Here is a 16,934-nt window from a genome sequence, read left to right as displayed (position 1 = left end):
CACTGGGCACCCCACAGGCGACGGGCGCCATTCACGGTAACCGCGGCGGCGCTGATCGCCGCGGTTCCCCCATCAAGCCACCCTTGGCACCGGCACCGGAGCCGCCGGTCCCACATACCGCGCCGCCGGGCGGATGATCTTTGAGTCCCGCGCCTGCTCAAGGATGTTGGCGCTCCACCCCACCACCCGCGCAGCGGCGAACGTGGGGGTGAACATCGTGCGCGGCAACCCGCACAGCTCCATGACCACGCCCGCGTAGAACTCCACGTTCGTGTGAAGTTCCCGCCCGGGCTTCAGCTCCGCGAGGATCGACTCCACATGGCGCTCGACTTCGACGGCGAACTCCACCATCGGCCCGCCGAACCCCTCGGCGATGCCCCGCAGCATCCGCGAGCGAGGGTCCTCCGTGCGGTAGACGGGGTGACCGAAGCCCATGATCCGGTCACCCGCGAGGACCCGCTCACGGATCCACCCGTCGATCCGGTCCGGTGTGCCGATCGCGTCGAGCGTGTCGAGCGCGCGGCTCGGGGCACCACCGTGCAGCGGCCCGGAGAGCGCCCCCACGGCGCCGACGAGACAGGCCGCGACATCGGCACCCGTCGACGTGATGACCCTCGCCGTGAACGTTGACGCATTGAACCCGTGATCAATAGTTGAGATCAGGTACTGCTCGACGGCACGGGCGTGAGCGGGCTCCGGCTCCGAACCCGTCAGCATGTAGAGGTAGTTGGCCGCGTACGACAGGTCGTCGCGCGGCTCGACCGGTTCGAGCCCGTCGCCGAGCCGGTGCAGCGCCGTGAGCAGCGTCGGCACGACCGCCGCGGCGGCCAGCGTGTCGTCGCGCCGTTGCCCGTCGTCGATGTCGTACACGGGGCGGAAGCCCTGTGAGGCACCGAAGAGCGACAGAGCGCTGCGCAGCCCGGCGAGCGGGCCGGAGAGCGCTCCGGCGCGGGCGATCACAGGCAGCGCGGCCCGCACGTCGTCGGGCAGCCTGCGCAGGGCGGCAGTACGCGTGGCGAAGGCCGCGGACTGCGCGGCGTCAGGCAGCTCGCCGTGGACCATCAGATGCCATACGTCCTCGAAGCTGCGGGTCTGCGCGAGCTCGACGGCCGAGTACTGGCGGTAGTGGTAAAAGCCCTCACGCCCTCTTACGTCACCCAATTCGGTGTCGGTGACGACGACGCCCGCGAGTCCCCGCGGTACGTCGACAGGGGCGGCCGTGGTCCCGTTGATCGGCATGTTTCCTCCCTGGACTTGATTCGACTGTCCATGCTTGACTCCATGTCTGTCAATATTGATTGAATCAATACAAGCGATGCGGATATACGGTGGCGCGCATGACGGATCACGAACCCGCACCCGCGCGGGAAGCCCGGCGGCTCAGCACCAAGGAGACGGCCGAACTGCTGGGCGTGAAGCCCGAGACCGTGTACGCGTACGTGAGCCGCGGGCAGCTCAGCAGCCGCCGGGCGGCGCCGGGCTCGCGAGGCAGCACGTTCGACGCGGCCGAGGTGGAGGCGCTCGCACAGCGCAACAAGCGGGAACCCACGGCCGGTTCGGCCCCTGGCGAGCTCTCGGTGCGCACCCGCATCACGTTGATCGACGAGGACCGCTACTACTTCCGCGGGGTCGACGCGGCCGAGCTCGCCGCGCACCACAGCTACGAGGAGGTCGCCGAGTGGCTGTGGACCGGGGTGCTGCGGCCGGGGGTCCGGTTCACCGCTCCCCGGCAGTCGCTCGCAGCGGCACGGCGCGCCGTGGGGGCCCTGCCGGAACACAGCAGTCCCGTCGACCGTCTGCGGGTCGCCACGGTCGCCGCCGCCGTCGCCGACCCGCTGCGCTTCGACCTCTCCGAGGAGGCCGTACTCGGCACAGCCCGCACCCTCATCCCGACACTGGTGGCCGCCCTGCCACCCGTACGGCACACGCACCACGACGGCGGACCGCTCGCCCAGCGCCTGTGGGGCCGCCTCTCCGGACGCGAACCAGACGATCCGTCACTGCACGTACTGGACACGGCACTTGGACTCCTCGTCGACCACGACCTCGCCGCGTCGACGCTCGCCGTCCGGGTCGCCGCGTCGGCGCGCGCGCACGCGTACGCGGCGGTGTCCGCGGGCCTCGGCGTCCTGGAGGGACCGCTCCACGGCGCCGCCAGCGGTCTCGCGCACCGCATGCTCCTCGAAGTCCTCGACCGCGGCAGCGCGGCCCCCGTCGTGGCGGACGAACTGCGTGCCGGGCGCCGCGTCCCGGGCCTCGGGCACCGCCTGTACAAGGGCGAGGACCCGCGCGCCGAGGCCCTGTTCGCCCTCCTGGAAGAGATCCCGCAGGTCCACCCAGCGCTCGCCGCGGCCCGCGACGTCGTGGCGACGACCGCCCGCCACACCGACCTGCACGCGAATGTGGACCTCGCCCTCGCGGTCTTCACCGTCTCGTGCGGCATGCCCGCCGAGGCCGGCGAGACCGTCTTCGCGGTGGCCCGGACGGCGGGCTGGATCGCGCACGCTCTGGAGGAGTACGGCGAGCGCCCGCTGCGGATGCGGCCGAGCGGCCAGTACGTGGGACGGCGCCCGCCTCAGCCGCTGCCCGCGCCCGACGCCCCACTGCCTGCCGAGTGAGGTTAGGCTCCCCTACGTGAGTACGTGTACGACCGCCTCGCAGGACCTGAACGAGCCTCTCGCGGGGACCGCCGCCACCGCGAGTACCTGGCTGCTGATCGAGCAGCCGGGCCCCTGGGGCGTGAAGGCGCTGACGTCCAGCCATCTGGACCCGGAGCTCGGCAGGGCCCTGGAGGCGGCCGCGGAGGGGACCGGCGTACGCGTCGCCCTCATCAGGCGCCCGGGCCGGCACGCGGACTCCCACGCCACCACCCGGCGCCATGTGTACGTGGCCCACACCATCCCGGGAAACACCTGGCTGCGCGGCACCATGACCGAGTCCCCACAGGACTTGCTCGCACTCGACTTCGCCGCCCTCGGGGCGGGTGATCACCTCGGCTTCGGCACACCGCACAAGGGCGCGCCGCTCGCGCTCGTCTGCACCAACGGCAAGCGCGACCGCTGCTGCGCCCTCCTGGGCCGCCCGCTCACCGCCGACCTCGCCGCGTCCGGACAGGAGGGCATCTGGGAGGTCACCCACCTCGGCGGCCACCGCTTCTCCCCCACGCTCCTCGTCCTGCCCTACGGGTACGCGTACGGCCGTGCCGACGCCTCGCACGTCAGGGACACCCTCGACGCGGTACGGGCCGGCCGGATCGCCACCGACGGGTGCCGCGGGAACTCCGCGTGGGAGCGGCCCGGGCAGGCCGCCGAGCTCGCCGTGCGCACGTCTGCGGGAATCGATGACGCAGGAGTGCTGAGTGTCGTCGGCACGAAGGCCGTGGCGCGGGAACCCGTGGCTCCGCTCTGGGAGGTGACCGTCGCCCACACGGACGGCCGCCGCTGGCACGTCACCGTCGCGCAGAGCGCTTCGCAGCCGCCCCGCCCCGAAAGCTGTGGTGCCGCACTGGGCACTCCGGCGCGCATGGACGTACTAGCGGTGGACGAGACCGCGCCCGTCGTCACAGGCCCCCTCAGCGCGAGCGGCTGACCCGGCGGGGCTCACCCCGCACCGGCGTACTCGCGGCACCCCACCACCCCGGACGAGCCGCATCCCAGGTCGCGAGATACCCGCCACATCCGCTACGGAGTAGCCCGCTCGCCCCCTTACCGTTCTTCGTATGAGCCCCACTCCCCCCACCCGCCGGCTGCGCTTCGGCCTGCCGCGGCGCGTCTTCGCGCAGGTGCTGCTGATGCAGGTGGCGATCGCCGCCGGCGTGGCCGTGCTCGCGACGGGGCTCTTCCTCGCGCCGCTCAGCGACCAGCTCGACGACCAGGCGATGCGCCGCGCGCTCGCCATCGCGCAGACCACCGCTGCCCAGCCGAGCATCGCCGAGGACCTGCGTCATTCACGTCCCACGGTCGACGGTCCCGTCCAGCGGGAGGCCGAGCGGATCCGCCGGGCCAGTGGCGCCGAGTACGTAGTGATCATGAACAAGGAAGGCGTCCGCTGGTCGCACACGGATCCGGGCGAGGTCGGCAGGATCGTCTCCACGGACCCCAGCGAGGCGCTCGCGGGCCACGAGGTCATGGAGATCGACAGCGGCACCCTGGGCCGCTCCGCGCGCGGGAAGGTGCCCCTGCGCGACGCACAGGGCGACATCGTCGGGGCCGTCTCGGTGGGCATCGAGTACGACAGCGTCAGGGCGCGGCTCATCCACGCCATTCCGGGCCTGTTCGCGTACGCGGGCGGCGCCCTCGCGGTGGGTGCACTGGCCGCCTACCTGATCTCGCGCCGGGTCCAGCGGCAGACCCGTGACCTGGCGTTCTCCGATATTTCGGGGCTGCTGTCGGAGCGTGAGGCCATGTTGCACGGCATTCGCGAAGGCGTCGTCGCACTGGACCGCGGCGGCCGGATCCGGCTGCTCAACGACGAGGCGCACCGGCTCCTGGGCATCGGCGACGAGGTGATCGGGCAGTCGCTCGACGACGCCCTGGGCCCGGGTCGTACGACCGATGTGCTGGCGGGCCGGGCCACGGGCACGGATCTCGTGACCGTCCGCGGACAGCGCGTCCTGATCGCCAACCGCATGCCCACGGACGACGGCGGCGCCGTCGCCACCCTCCGGGACCGCACCGAGCTGGAGCAGCTGGGCCGCGAGCTCGACTCGACGCGCGGCCTGATCGACGCCCTGCGCGCCCAGGACCACGAGCACGCCAACCGCATGCACACGCTGCTCGGCCTGCTCGAACTGGAGATGTTCGACGACGCCGTCGAGTTCGTCGGCGAGGTGGTGGGCGACCACAGGGCGACCGCGGAACAGGTGACCGAGAAGGTGCACGATCCGCTGCTCGCGGCGCTCCTGGTCGGCAAGGCGACGGTGGCCGCGGAGCGCGGAGTCGCCCTGTGGATCTCCGACAGGACACTCCTCCCCGACCGGTTGATCGACCCGCGGGGACTCGTCACGATCGTCGGGAATCTGGTCGACAACGCGGTGGACGCGGTCGCGGGCACCCCCCACGCGCGCGTGGAGGTCGATGTACGGGCGACCGACGACCACACAGTGGAGTTGCGGGTACGCGACACGGGACCCGGCGTCCCCGCCGCCCGACGGGAGTTGATCTTCACGGAGGGGTGGTCCACCAAGAAGCTGCCCTCCCACGGGAAGCGCGGCATCGGCCTGCCCCTCGTGCGCCGGCTCGCGGAACGGCAGGGCGGCAGCGTCCGCGTCGGCGAGCCGGACGGCGGGGGCGCCGAGTTCACCGTCGTCCTGCCCGAGGCGCTCACGGATCCCGGCCTCGCGCAGGACGCCACCGAAGCACCCACGACCACCACGGCCGACACCGTCGCCGATGCCATGGCCACCCCCACGAAGGAGGACCCACGATGATCGAAGTGCTGGTCGTGGACGACGACATCCGCGTCGCGCGCGTGAACGCGGCCTACGTGCAGAAGGTGGCGGGCTTCCGCGTGGTGGCCGAGGCGCACAGCTCGGCCGAGGCCCTGCGCGAGGTGGAGGCCCGGCCGCAGATCGACCTGATCCTCATGGACCACTACCTGCCGGACGAGACGGGTCTGGCGACCGTTCAGGAGATCCGGCGCCGCGGCCACCAGACCGACGTGATCATGGTGACGGCGGCGCGAGACGTCTCCACCGTGCAGGCCGCCATGCGACTCGGGGCGCTGCAGTACCTGGTCAAGCCGTTCGCGTTCGCGGGGCTGCGCGCCAAGCTGGAGGCGTACGCGGGGCTGCGCCGCACCCTGGACGGCGGCGGCGAGGCCGAACAGGCCCAGGTCGACCGGATCTTCGGCGCCCTCTCGGCCGACACCGAGCCGGACCTCCCGAAGGGGCACTCCCTCGGCACGGCGGAGCTCGTCCGCAGGGCGCTGGTGGACGCGGAGGGCCCGCTCTCGGCGCAGGAGGTCGCCGACCGTACGGGGCTGAGCCGGCAGACGGCCCAGCGCTACCTGAAGCTCCTGGAACGTACCGGTCGGGCCGGCCTGACCCTCAAGTACGGCGATGCGGGCCGCCCGGAACACCGTTATGTCTGGGCGACCCGCACCTGAGCCACGTACATAGCGCTGACGTGGTCAGCCGGCGGCCTTGTCCACGAACTCGGTGGTGTAGGTCTTGCTCAGGTCGACCTTGGCGTTCTTGATGTTCGGGTTGAACGCCTTGAGCACACTCTCAACGGTCTCGGGGCCGTTCTTGGGCATCACGCCGTCCGTCGTGAACATCGGCAGCGTGGCCTTGATCGCCTCGGCGTACAGCTTCTTGTCGCCCTGCGAGTAGTCGGCCGGCATCTTGGCCGCGATCTCGTCGGCGCTGTGCGTGGACATCCACTTGAGCGTCTTCACGAACGCGTTGGCGAGCTTCTGGACCGTCGGCTTGTGGCTGTTGACCCAGTCGGTCTGCATGTAGAGGCTCGACGACGGGTACGGGCCGCCGAGCGCCTCCTGGGAGCCCTCCGGGGTCCGCATGTCGACGAGGACCTTGCCGAGCTTTTTGTCCAGGATCGTGGCGACGGTGGGGTCCGTCGTCATACCGCCGTCGATGGCGCCCTTCTGGAGCGCGGAGACGAACGTCGGGCCGGCGCCGACGGCCACCGGCGAGAACTGACTCGGCTGGACGCCGTTCTTGACCGCCAGGTACTTCGTGAGGAAGTCCGTCGAGGAGCCGAGGCCCGTGATGCCGAGCTTCTTGCCCTTGAAGTCCTTGGGCGAGGAGATGGCCCCGGACGCCTTGTTGGAGACGATCTCCACCTCTCCGGGAGCGCGTGAGAACTGCACCACGGACTCGACGGCCTTGCCCTTCACCTGAAGGTCGAGGGTGTGGTCGTAGAAGCCGACGGCCCCCTGGACCTGGCCGGAGACGAGCGCCGTCTCGGCCTGGACACCCGCGGGCTCACTCAGAAGTTGGACATTCAAACCCTCATCCTGGAAGTAGCCGAGCCGGTCCGTGAGCATCGCCGGCATGTAGATGACCTTGTCCAGGCCACCGACCATGATCTTGACGTGCTCACCCTTGCCGTCCGCCTTCTTGCCGGAGCCGGTGCTCGTACTGGCGGCGTCGTTGGCGCACGCCGTGAGCGAGGAGAGGGCGAGCAGACCGGTCGCTGCGAGGGCACAGAGCCGCGCGGTGTTACGCATGGTGGTTCACGTCCTTGTGAAGAGACTGAAGAGACTGAAGCGAATGAAGCGGGTGGGAAGAGCGGTGCGGGGAAGCGCCGGTGGCGCGCCGAAAGGCAGCCGTCAGCTGTCCGAATCCGCCGGCTTCCAGCGGAAGATGCGGCGCTCGGCAAAGGTGAGCAGCCCCTCGGCGAGCAGGGCCACGACGGCGAGGATGACCATCGCCGCGTACACACCGGCCGCGTTGAACGTGCCCTGCGACTGCGCGACGAGCAGGCCGACGCCCTTGGTCGCGCCGATGTACTCGCCGACGATGGCGCCGATCAGCGCGAAGCCGAAGCTCACATGGAGGCTGGTGAAGATCCATGACGTGGCGGACGGGATGACGACCTGAAGCGTCACGCGGCGGTCGCTGGCGCCGAGGATGCGGGCGTTGGCGACCAGGTTCCGGTCGACCTCACGGGCTCCCTGGAAGGCGTTGAAGAACACCGGGAAGAACACCAGGACCACGGCGGAGGCCACCTTCGAGGCCGGGCCGAGGCCGAACCAGATCACGAAGATCGGGGCGAGCACGATCCTCGGGATCGAGTTGAGGACCTTGATGTACGGGCCGAGGACGTCGGCGAGGAAGGTGATGCGCCCGAGCGCGATACCGAAGACGACACCGGCGATCACACCGATGATCCAGCCGACGAGCGCTTCGTAGAGCGTGAACCAGACCTGTTCGCCCAGCGAGCCGAGCGCCGTGCCATGGGTGGTCCACGTCCAGATCTGGTCCCAGATCTTCGAGGGCATCGAGAAGTTGAACGGGTCGATGATCGCGGCGCGCGAGAGGACCTCCCAGAGGCCGAGCACGGCGACGAGAAGCAGGACCCGGGCGCCGCTGATCAGTACCTTGCGCCGACGGGCGGCGCGGGCCTTGGTGACGGCGCGTTCCGGCTTGGCGGCGTCGGTGACGGGCACGGCGGTGGCGGTCTCAGGCGACATCGGCGGCACCCCTCTCGCGCGTGATGCGGACCTCTTCGCCCAGGGACTCCCAGATCTCGCGGTAGATCTCGATGAACTCGGGCAGCAGGCGTACCGATTCGACCTTGCGGGGGCGCGGCAGGCCGATGTCGAAGACCTGCTTCACGGTGGCCGGGCCCGCGGTCATGACGACGACCTTGTCAGCCAGCGCGATGGACTCCTCCAGGTCGTGGGTGACGAAGACGACCGAGGCACCCGTCCCCTCCCACAGCTCCAGGAGCTCGTCCGACATCAGGGCCCTGGTCTGCACGTCGAGCGCCGAGAACGGCTCGTCCATGAGCAGGATCTCGGGGTCGTTGACGAACGTGGCGGCGAGCGCGACCCGCTTGCGCTGGCCTCCGGAGAGCTGGTGCGGGTACCGGTCCTCGAAGGAGGCGAGGCCGACGCGGGCCAGCCACTCGCGGGCCTTGGCCTTCGCCTCGGCCTTCGGCACGCCGCGGAAGCGCGGACCGGCCATGACGTTGGACAGCACCGTTCGCCAGGGGAACGTCGCGTCCTGCTGGAACACGAATCCGACCTTGTCGCCGACTCCCTCGACGGGCTCGCCGGCCACCAGAACCTCGCCGTCGGTGGGTTCCTCCAGACCGCTGACGAGGGTGAGGGTGGTCGACTTGCCGCAGCCCGTGGGGCCGACGACGGCCACGAACTCGCCGCGTCCGACGGTCAGATCGAGCTCCCTGACCGCGGTGTGCAGGCCGCCCGAAGGTGTCCTGAAGGTTTTGCTCGCGCCCCGCAGTTCGATGGCGGGGCCGGTGTCTGTGCTCATGGCCGGAAGGTAGATGTGACCTGGGACACCGCATCAGTCTTCTGGGCGCAAGGTGTACTTCTGCTTGCAAGAGGCTGTTGTGCTCGTTTTGCTCGCGCTACAACAGCTGAGCCGAAACACGGGCTTAACAGCTCGCCTGGGCTTGAGGGAGAGAGGCCCGATGATTGACGTCCTGGTCGTGGACGACGACTTCCGTGTCGCCGAGATCAACGCGAAGTACGTGGGAAAGGTTCCCGGCTTCCGGGTGGTGGCCCGCGCTCACAACGCCGCGCAGGCACTGGCCTTCGTGGAGCGCCAGCGCATCGACCTCGTGCTGCTCGACCACTACCTGCCCGACATGACGGGCCTCGAACTCGCCCACCGGATGCGGGAGAACGGCCACAACACCGACGTCATCATGATCACGGCGGCCAGCGACGTCCTGACGGTGCAGGCGGCGATGCGCCAGGGAGCCCTGCACTACCTGGTCAAACCGTTCACATTCGCCGCGCTGCGCTCGCGGCTCGACTCGTACGCGGCGCTGCGCCGCACCGTGGACCGGGTCAGCGGCCGCGGCGCTGCGGGCCAGGAACAGGTCGACCGGATTTTCGGTGCGCTACGGGCACTGCCCATGCCCGCGTCGCCCGGCCTGCCGAGCGGTCAGTCGGAGCCGACCACGGATCTGATCTGCGATGTGCTGCACCGAGCCGACCATCCGCTGTCCGCCCACGAGGTGGCGGCTCAGACCGGCCTGAGCCGCTCCACGGCGCAGCGGTATCTGCGCCACATGGAACAGTCGGGCCGGCTCCACCTCTCGCTCAAGTACGGGGATACCGGGCGTCCGGAGCATCGCTATGTGTGGGTGGCGCCCTGAGGTGGCCGGCGGTGGCCCGACGTGACCTGAGCACTCTGGGGCAGCCGCGCGGGGGCCGGCCACCCCTGTGGGGCGCGGTCCTCAGACGGCTCCCGCCCCGGTCAGCGCACGCACCTCCGTCTCCGCGTGCTTGGCCTCGTCCGGTGGCTCATGTGAGGTGACCGTGCCGAGCCAGCCCGCCAGGAAACCGAGGGGAATGGAGACGAGGCCGGGGTTCTCCAGCGGGAAGTACTGGAAGTCCACGCCGGGGAACAGCGAGGTCTCGCTGCCGGACACGACCGGCGACAGGACCACCAGGACGAGGGCGGGCACGAGACCTCCGTATACGGACCACACGGCGCCGCGGGTGGTGAAGTTCCGCCAGAACAGGGAGTAGAGCAGCACGGGCAGGTTCGCGGAGGCCGCCACGGCGAAGGCGAGGCCCACGAGGAACGCCACATTGAGGTCGCGGGCGAGCAGTCCCAGGGCGATCGCGACCACGCCGATCCCGGCGGCGGCGACGCGGGCCACGGCGACCTCGCTGCGCGGCTTGGCGTGGGGGCGGCGCAGGGACGCGTACAGATCGTGGGCCACGGAGGCCGAGGAGGCGAGCGTGATCCCGGCGACTACGGCGAGGATCGTCGCGAAGGCGACGGCCGCGACGACGGCGAACAGAACCGTTCCACCTGTGGAGTCCGGGCCGCCGCCCAGGTCGAGCGCGAGCAGCGGAACCGCCGTGTTCCCCGCCGCGTTCGAACCCCGCACGGCGTCGGAACCCACGATCGCCGCCGCACCGAAGCCGAGCACGATGGTCATCAGGTAGAAGCTGCCGATGAGTCCGATGGACCAGATGACCGAGCGGCGCGCGGCCCGTGCCGTCGGAACGGTGTAGAAGCGCGACAGGATGTGCGGCAGTCCGGCCGTGCCGAGCACGAGCGCAAGGCCCAGGCTGATGAAGTCGAGCCTCGCGGTCCAGTCGCCGCCGTACTTCAGTCCGGGCGCGAGGAACGCGGCTCCGTGTCCGCTGCGCTGCGCCGCCGTACGCAGCAGCTGGTCGAAGTCCCCGTGGAAACGCACCAGGACGAGCACGGTCAGGGCGATCGCCCCGCCCATGAGCAGGACCGCCTTGACGATCTGGATCCAGGTGGTGGCCCGCATCCCTCCCAGCGACACATAGATGACCATGAGCCCGCCGACGCCGACGACCGTCCACGCCTGTACGGCTCCGCCGGTGCTGCCGAGCAGCAGCGCGACCAGGCTGCCCGCACCCACCATCTGCGCCACCAGATAGAGAACGGACACCGTCACCGAGGAGGTTCCCGCCGCGATCCGCACGGGACGCTCTCGCATCCGGGCGGCGATGACATCGGCCAGGGTGAACCGCCCGCAGTTGCGCACGAGTTCGGCAACCAGCAGCAGCACGACGAGCCAGGCCACGAGGAAGCCGACCGAGTAGAGCAGGCCGTCGTAGCCGAAGAGCGCGATCAGGCCGGAGATCCCGAGGAAGGAGGCGGCCGACATGTAGTCGCCCGCGATGGCGAAACCGTTCTCCATGGGCGAGAACAGCCGGCCGCCCGCGTAGAACTCCTCCGCCGATCCCTGCCTGTTGCGGCTCACCCATGTGGTGATCGCCAGCGTGACGGCGACGAACACGCTGAACAGCAGCAGCGCCAGTGTCTGATGGTTCCCGGTCACCGCTGGCCACCCTCGATCACCCGGGTCATCTCCTGGGTGTCCCAGCGCAGTTCGAGTGCCGCGCGGTCCCTTCGCAACCGCGCGTGGCGTGAGTAGAGCCACGTCAGAAGGAAGGTGCTGAGGAACTGCCCGAGCCCCGCCAGCATCGCCACATTCACCGCGCCCGCGACGGGCCTGCCCATCAGACCGGGGGCCGTCGTCGCCGCGAGGATGTAGGCGAGGTACCAGGCGAAGAAGGCCGCGGCGGCCGGAATGACGAACCTCCGGTAGCGGCTGCGTACTTCCTGGAAGGCCGCGCTGCGCTGCACCTCCAGATAGATCGCCGCCGCGCTCCGCTCCGGGGAGGCGGCCTGGGGAGGTACGGCCGGGGCCGGTGCCCCCGTGCCGTCCAACTCGCCCCACCCGGAGGCCAGCGCGTCGTACCAGGGATCGCCGAGAACACCGCGATCACCGGGCCGGGTCTGCGCCGCCTCGCGCCCGTCGTGCTTCTCCACCGAACTCTCCTTGTCCGCGGGCCACTTAGGCCGCGAGCCCAAGGATGGGCAGAACGGGAAGATCCCGGACTCTTCTCACATCTCCCTTCACCCCATTAGGTGATGGCCGACCCCGGTGGCTGAACAAGGCCGTGCCGATAGGCGTACCGCACTGCCTGAGCCCGGTCCTTGAGGCCGGTTTTGGCGAAGAGATTGTTGATGTGTGTCTTCACCGTCGCGGTGGAGACGTGCAGGGCGCGGGCGATCTCCTGATTGGTGAGCCCTTCGGCGATGAGCCCCAGAACTTCGGCCTCTCGCGAGGTGATTCCGTCGGGCGGCTCCACGGGCGCGAGGGCCGGCGCAGGCTCCGAAAGACGCTCCAGAAGTCGGCGCTGGATCTTCGGGGAAAGACCCGCGTCACCGGAGAGCACGTCCTCGACCGCCCGCACGATCTCGTCGCCGCCCGCATCCTTGGTCAGATAACCGCGGGCTCCGGCCTTCAGCGCGGGGAACAGCGACTCGTCGTCCGCGTAGGTGGTCAGGATGACGACCTGGGTCCCGGGGTGCTCCGAGCGGATGCGCCGCGTCGCCTCCACCCCGTCACAGCGCGGCATACGCAGGTCCATGAGGACGACGTCCGGGGCGAGTCGGGCAACCAGCGCGACGGCCTCGTCGCCGTCGCCGGCCGCTCCGACGACCTCGATGCCGGGCAGTAGCCCGAGCAGCATCACGATGCCTTCGCGCACGACCGTCTGGTCATCGGCGACCACCACTCTGGCGTCCCTACGCGCCGCACCGCCCCCTGGCGAACCTGTCGCGTCCGCCGCGCCTGTCTGCGAGCCTTCCGCGTCCGCACCGCCCCTTTGCGAACCTGCCGAGTCCGCAACGCGATCCGTCCCGTTCGCCCCCGGCTCCGTCCCGCTCATGCGGGTACCTTCAGCTTCACTGCGAAACCCTCCTCGCACGGCCCTGCCACGAGCGTGCCGCCGAGCAGCTCCGCACGCTCCCTCATCCCCAACAGACCGTAGCCGGAGCCACTGACAGTGAGCTCCCCCGTCGGCGTGGCCGAGCCCGAATCCCTTACCTCAAGGGTCACTTCGGCGGTGCCGTACTCCAGTCTCACCTGGGCCTTCGCGCCGGGCGCGTGCTTGCGTACGTTCGTCAGGGCCTCCTGGGCGACCCTGCGTACTGTCTGTGACGCCTCGACGGACAACGGCCGCCGCACCCCCTCCACCGAGACCGTCGCACCGTCCGTGGCGACGAGTTCGCGCAGGAAGTCCTCCAGCGGGGTCATCTCTCCGCGCAGTGCCGAGAGTGCATGGCGCGTCTCGGTGAGCCCGTCGCGTGCCATGCCCCGGGCGGCGACGACGCGCTCGTGGATCTGGTCGAGATCCGCGCCCCGCTCGATGAGCAGGCGTGCCGCTTCGAGGTGGACGAGCTGGGCGGAGAGGCTGTGCGCCAGCACGTCGTGGATCTCCCGCGCGATCCGGGCTCGCTCGGCCAGGGCGGCGGATTCCGCCTCCGCGGCGCGCGCGGCCCGTTCCTGGCGGAGCAGCCGCTGGGCACTTCCTCTGGCCTCCGCGTCTAGGCGCAGGACGTATCCCGCAAGGCAGAGCCCGATGGTGGTGACCGCTGTGGTGAACCATGCGTCGTTGTTCAGGACCGCGAACCCTGTGAGCGCGCCGGCCGTGAGGGGTATGGCCGCGACCAGGGGCAGCCGCTCAAGAGCGGTGACGGCGCAGCCGCACCAGAGGACGAGCGCCGGTCCTCTGAACCCCGTCTGCTCCGCCGCGAATGCCGCACCCAGCAGGACGGCGAGCAGACCCACGGAGGGCCACAGCTGGTGTTCCAGCGTGGTCCGGAAGAACCCCCAGGCGGCGGCGCCGCAGGCGATGAGCGCGACCGGCGCCAGGGCAACGGTCCAGCCGTGCACGCCACGCTCCGCTGCCGCGGTCCACACGAGAGCCGTGAGCGCGACCGCTCTCACGACGCGAGCAAGGACCCGCCGCGCCCGCGTGAGCCCTTCGCGGGAGAGCGCCTCCCGCGAAGGCCAGCTGGTCCAGGCTCCGGACGTCACACACGGTCCTTCCACGACGGCACGGGCACGCCGTCACGGTACGCCCCGGCCCCCTGGGGTGCAGGCCGCAGGGACTGCGCACGCCAGATGAGGACTCCGGAGCGGACGAGCAGTGTGGCGGCCAGGGCGAGCATGAGCGCGGCGCTGCCCTGTTTGATACCCAAGGCCGCGCCGGCTGCGTAGAGACCGGCCCGTACGGCGATTCCGACGACCCAGACGGCGCCGCCGGCCTTGGTGCTCTTGCTCCACACGGTGCCGTCCTGCGCGGTCCAGATCCGGGTGGTCCAGGCCCAGCCGGTGCCGAGGGCGATACCGACGAGCAGCTCAAGGCCCATGAGCGAGGCCGAGAGGGCCTGGTGGTGGGAGTCGAGGAGGCCCGGCTCGCGCAGCGCCATGAAGACGAGCACGGCGGGCACGACCCACCAGCGCTTGTCCATGGTGATCTGCTGCGCCTTGAACTGACGGACGACCACCAGCACGACGACTGCGACGATCACCAGCACATTGGTGAGCCCGGACATGGCGGCCTCCGACTTTCCGTGACTTCGAGGACTTAGAGCAGTTCGAGAACTTCGCCGCACGACGCCGAGCAGCGGCGTCGAGCAACGTCTTCGAAGTTACGGAAAAGGCCAGTTCACGGGATCGGAGCTGGGGTGGATCGTGGGTGGATCAGCCGGCTCCACCCACGGGTGGAGCCGGCGTCCGGGTCGCCCCTAGGCGTCGATGCGCGAGCGGTCGAGCGTCGCGGCCGAGCTGCTGATGAACTCCTTGCGCGGCGCCACGTCCGTGCCCATGAGCAGATCGAAGACCTGCTCCGCGGCGTCCAGCTCGCCGATGTTGATACGGCGCAGCGTGCGGTGACGCGGGTCCATCGTGGTCTCGGCCAGCTGGTCGGCGTCCATCTCTCCGAGGCCCTTGTAACGCTGGATCGAGTCCTTGTAGCGCACGCCCTTGCGCTGGTACTCGAGGAGCGTCTCGCGCAGCTCGCGGTCCGAGTACGTGTAGACGTACTTGTCCTGGCCCTTCTTCGGCTGGACGAGTTCGACGCGGTGCAGCGGCGGCACCGCGGCGAACACGCGGCCCGCCTCGATCATCGGCCGCATGTAGCGCTGGAAGAGGGTCAGGAGCAGGGTGCGGATGTGCGCGCCGTCGACGTCGGCGTCGACGAGCAGGATGATCTTCCCGTAGCGCGCGGCGTCGATGTCGAAGGTCCGCCCGGACCCGGCTCCTATGACCTGGATGATCGCGCCGCACTCGGCGTTCTTCAGCATGTCCGACACGGACGACTTCTGAACGTTGAGGATCTTGCCGCGGATCGGCAGCAGCGCCTGGAACTCGGAGTTCCGGGCCAGCTTGGCGGTGCCGAGCGCGGAGTCCCCCTCGACGATGAAGAGCTCGCTGCGCTCCACGTCGTCGCTGCGGCAGTCCGCCAGCTTGGCCGGCAGCGACGACGACTCGAGGGCCGTCTTCCTGCGCTGCGCGTCCTTGTGCTGGCGGGCCGCGATCCGCGTACGGGCCGCGGCGACGGCCTTCTCCATGACGGCGCGGGCCTGGGCCTTCGCGTCGCGCTTGGTGGAGGTCAGGAACGCCTTGAGCTCCTTGGCCACGACGTTCGCGACGATCCTGTTGGCCGCCGAGGTGCCGAGCACCTCCTTGGTCTGGCCCTCGAACTGCGGCTCGGCGAGACGCACCGTGACGACGGCCGTCAGGCCCTCGAGGGCGTCGTCCTTGACGACGTCGTCCTCGGCGACGCGCAGCAGCTTCTGAGCGCGCAGCACCTCGTTCATCGTCTTGGTGAGCGAGCGCTCGAAGCCGCTCACGTGGGTGCCACCCTTGGGGGTGGCGATGATGTTGACGAACGACCTCAGTGTCGTGTCGTAACCGGTGCCCCAGCGCAGCGCGATGTCCACGCCGAGCTCGCGGGTGACCTCGGTCGGCGTCATCTGACCGTGGTCGTCGAGGACGGGGACGGTCTCCTTGAAGGTGCCCTGCCCTGAGAAGCGGACGACGTCGCAGACCGGCTTGTCGGCGGCGAGGTACTCGCAGAACTCGCTGATGCCGCCGTCGAAGCGGAAGGATTCCTCGCCCTTGCTGCCGCCGTCACCGAGCCCGTACTCGTCGCGCACGACGATGGTCAGGCCCGGCACGAGGAACGCGGTCTGGCGGGCGCGCTGGTGCAGGTTCTCCAGGGAGAGCTTGGCGTCCTTGAGGAAGATCTGGCGGTCGGCCCAGTAGCGCACGCGCGTGCCGGTGCGGTTCTTAGGGATCCGCTTGACCTTGCTGAGCCGTGCGGCGGAGTCGAAGGTCGCGTCTGGTCCCGGCTTGGCGAAGGCGCCGGGGACGCCGCGGCGGAAGCTGATGGCGTGCGTGTTCCCGCCCCGGTCGACCTCGACGTCGAGTCGCGCGGAGAGCGCGTTCACCACGGAGGCGCCCACGCCGTGCAGGCCGCCGGAGGCCGCGTAGGAGCCTCCGCCGAACTTGCCGCCCGCGTGCAGCTTGGTCATGACGACCTCGACCCCGGAGAGTCCGGTCTTCGGCTCGACGTCCACGGGGATGCCGCGGCCGTTGTCCCGCACCTCTACGGAGGCGTCGTCGTGGAGGATGACCTCGATGTGGTCGCAATAGCCGCCGAGGGCCTCATCGACGGAGTTGTCGATGATTTCCCAGAGGCAGTGCATCAGGCCACGGCTGTCCGTCGACCCGATGTACATGCCAGGGCGCTTGCGTACGGCCTCGAGCCCCTCAAGGACGAGCAGGTGCCGCGCGGTGTAGTTGGAACTGTCCTTGTCCACGATGCCGCCTGCTCCGGTCAGCAGCGCTGTGGACGGCACGGACGTTTCGGCGGTCACGCAGTTCGCTCCTCGCTGAATTTCAGTTGGAACCCTTTTGGGTAAGGGG

At 70.0% G+C, this 16,934-nt stretch carries 15 protein-coding genes; 5 read left to right on the top strand and 10 right to left on the bottom strand.

Annotated features, from left to right (window positions below):
• Positions 1–72: 72 nt before the first annotated feature.
• Positions 73–1,239, bottom strand: coding sequence for a citrate synthase (locus tag ACWIGU_RS33445; protein ID WP_454405422.1), 1,167 nt, complete (start codon positions 1,237–1,239; stop codon positions 73–75).
• Between the two features lie 98 nt (positions 1,240–1,337).
• On the opposite strand from ACWIGU_RS33445, the gene ACWIGU_RS33440 reads away from it, so the two are divergent.
• The 4 genes from ACWIGU_RS33440 (at position 1,338) to ACWIGU_RS33425 (ending at position 6,105) form a co-directional block, all read left to right on the top strand.
• Positions 1,338–2,618, top strand: coding sequence for a citrate synthase (locus ACWIGU_RS33440; RefSeq protein ID WP_454405420.1), 1,281 nt, complete (start codon positions 1,338–1,340; stop codon positions 2,616–2,618).
• A 16-nt stretch (positions 2,619–2,634) separates the two neighbouring features.
• Positions 2,635–3,588, top strand: a complete 954-nt coding sequence (locus ACWIGU_RS33435) for a sucrase ferredoxin (RefSeq protein WP_454405419.1) — start codon at positions 2,635–2,637, stop codon at positions 3,586–3,588.
• A gap of 130 nt (positions 3,589–3,718) precedes the next feature.
• A complete protein-coding gene (locus ACWIGU_RS33430) occupies positions 3,719–5,428 on the top strand; it encodes a sensor histidine kinase (RefSeq protein ID WP_454405418.1) in 1,710 nt (569 codons plus the stop codon).
• The gene (locus ACWIGU_RS33425) at positions 5,425–6,105 is read left to right on the top strand and encodes a response regulator (protein ID WP_454405417.1); all 681 of its coding nucleotides are present in this window, start codon (positions 5,425–5,427) and stop codon (positions 6,103–6,105) included. The genes ACWIGU_RS33430 and ACWIGU_RS33425 overlap by 4 nt, the downstream gene beginning before the upstream one ends.
• Before the next feature lie 24 nt (positions 6,106–6,129).
• Here ACWIGU_RS33425 and ACWIGU_RS33420 read toward each other — a convergent pair whose 3' ends face one another.
• The 3 genes from ACWIGU_RS33420 to ACWIGU_RS33410 form a co-directional block, all read right to left on the bottom strand.
• Positions 6,130–7,188, bottom strand: coding sequence for an ABC transporter substrate-binding protein (locus ACWIGU_RS33420; RefSeq protein ID WP_384269736.1), 1,059 nt, complete (start codon positions 7,186–7,188; stop codon positions 6,130–6,132).
• A 102-nt stretch (positions 7,189–7,290) separates the two neighbouring features.
• Entirely contained in the window at positions 7,291–8,154 is an 864-nt protein-coding gene (locus ACWIGU_RS33415; RefSeq protein WP_454405415.1) for an ABC transporter permease, read from the bottom strand.
• Positions 8,144–8,959: an ABC transporter ATP-binding protein gene (locus tag ACWIGU_RS33410; RefSeq protein ID WP_454405414.1), complete on the bottom strand. Its 816-nt coding sequence runs from the start codon at positions 8,957–8,959 to the stop codon at positions 8,144–8,146. The genes ACWIGU_RS33415 and ACWIGU_RS33410 overlap by 11 nt, the downstream gene beginning before the upstream one ends.
• A 160-nt stretch (positions 8,960–9,119) precedes the next feature.
• Between ACWIGU_RS33410 and ACWIGU_RS33405 the strand changes: the two genes are divergently transcribed.
• Positions 9,120–9,812 (top strand): response regulator, encoded by a 693-nt coding sequence (locus tag ACWIGU_RS33405; RefSeq protein WP_454405413.1) that lies wholly within the window; start codon positions 9,120–9,122, stop codon positions 9,810–9,812.
• An 81-nt stretch (positions 9,813–9,893) separates the two neighbouring features.
• Here ACWIGU_RS33405 and ACWIGU_RS33400 read toward each other — a convergent pair whose 3' ends face one another.
• The 6 genes from ACWIGU_RS33400 to ACWIGU_RS33375 all read right to left on the bottom strand — a co-directional run bounded on the left by ACWIGU_RS33400 (position 9,894) and on the right by ACWIGU_RS33375 (position 16,885).
• Positions 9,894–11,486, bottom strand: coding sequence for a solute symporter family protein (locus ACWIGU_RS33400; protein WP_454405412.1), 1,593 nt, complete (start codon positions 11,484–11,486; stop codon positions 9,894–9,896).
• A complete protein-coding gene (locus tag ACWIGU_RS33395; RefSeq protein WP_454405411.1) occupies positions 11,483–11,980 on the bottom strand; it encodes a DUF485 domain-containing protein in 498 nt (165 codons plus the stop codon). The genes ACWIGU_RS33400 and ACWIGU_RS33395 overlap by 4 nt, the downstream gene beginning before the upstream one ends.
• A gap of 95 nt (positions 11,981–12,075) precedes the next feature.
• Positions 12,076–12,732 (bottom strand): response regulator, encoded by a 657-nt coding sequence (locus ACWIGU_RS33390; protein WP_454405410.1) that lies wholly within the window; start codon positions 12,730–12,732, stop codon positions 12,076–12,078.
• Positions 12,733–12,881: 149 nt separating this feature from the next.
• Positions 12,882–14,036 (bottom strand): sensor histidine kinase, encoded by a 1,155-nt coding sequence (locus ACWIGU_RS33385; protein WP_454405409.1) that lies wholly within the window; start codon positions 14,034–14,036, stop codon positions 12,882–12,884.
• A complete protein-coding gene (locus ACWIGU_RS33380; protein WP_454405408.1) occupies positions 14,033–14,557 on the bottom strand; it encodes a DUF1453 domain-containing protein in 525 nt (174 codons plus the stop codon). The genes ACWIGU_RS33385 and ACWIGU_RS33380 overlap by 4 nt, the downstream gene beginning before the upstream one ends.
• Positions 14,558–14,749: 192 nt before the next feature.
• Complete coding sequence (locus ACWIGU_RS33375; protein ID WP_454405406.1) at positions 14,750–16,885, bottom strand: DNA gyrase/topoisomerase IV subunit B; 2,136 nt, start codon at positions 16,883–16,885, stop codon at positions 14,750–14,752.
• Between the last annotated feature and the right edge of the window lie 49 nt (positions 16,886–16,934).

The organism is Streptomyces sp. NPDC055400 (assembly GCF_053644375.1).
Note: the sequence above shows the minus strand (reverse complement) of the source record. Positions and strands in the feature narration are given on the sequence as shown.

Coding starts and splice junctions, on each gene's coding strand:
- ACWIGU_RS33445 (WP_454405422.1), bottom strand. CDS start 1,239: ATGCCGATCAACGGGACCACGGCCGCCCCTGTCGACGTACCGCGGGGA.
- ACWIGU_RS33440 (WP_454405420.1), top strand. CDS start 1,338: ATGACGGATCACGAACCCGCACCCGCGCGGGAAGCCCGGCGGCTCAGC.
- ACWIGU_RS33430 (WP_454405418.1), top strand. CDS start 3,719: ATGAGCCCCACTCCCCCCACCCGCCGGCTGCGCTTCGGCCTGCCGCGG.
- ACWIGU_RS33425 (WP_454405417.1), top strand. CDS start 5,425: ATGATCGAAGTGCTGGTCGTGGACGACGACATCCGCGTCGCGCGCGTG.
- ACWIGU_RS33420 (WP_384269736.1), bottom strand. CDS start 7,188: ATGCGTAACACCGCGCGGCTCTGTGCCCTCGCAGCGACCGGTCTGCTC.
- ACWIGU_RS33415 (WP_454405415.1), bottom strand. CDS start 8,154: ATGTCGCCTGAGACCGCCACCGCCGTGCCCGTCACCGACGCCGCCAAG.
- ACWIGU_RS33410 (WP_454405414.1), bottom strand. CDS start 8,959: ATGAGCACAGACACCGGCCCCGCCATCGAACTGCGGGGCGCGAGCAAA.
- ACWIGU_RS33405 (WP_454405413.1), top strand. CDS start 9,120: ATGATTGACGTCCTGGTCGTGGACGACGACTTCCGTGTCGCCGAGATC.
- ACWIGU_RS33380 (WP_454405408.1), bottom strand. CDS start 14,557: ATGTCCGGGCTCACCAATGTGCTGGTGATCGTCGCAGTCGTCGTGCTG.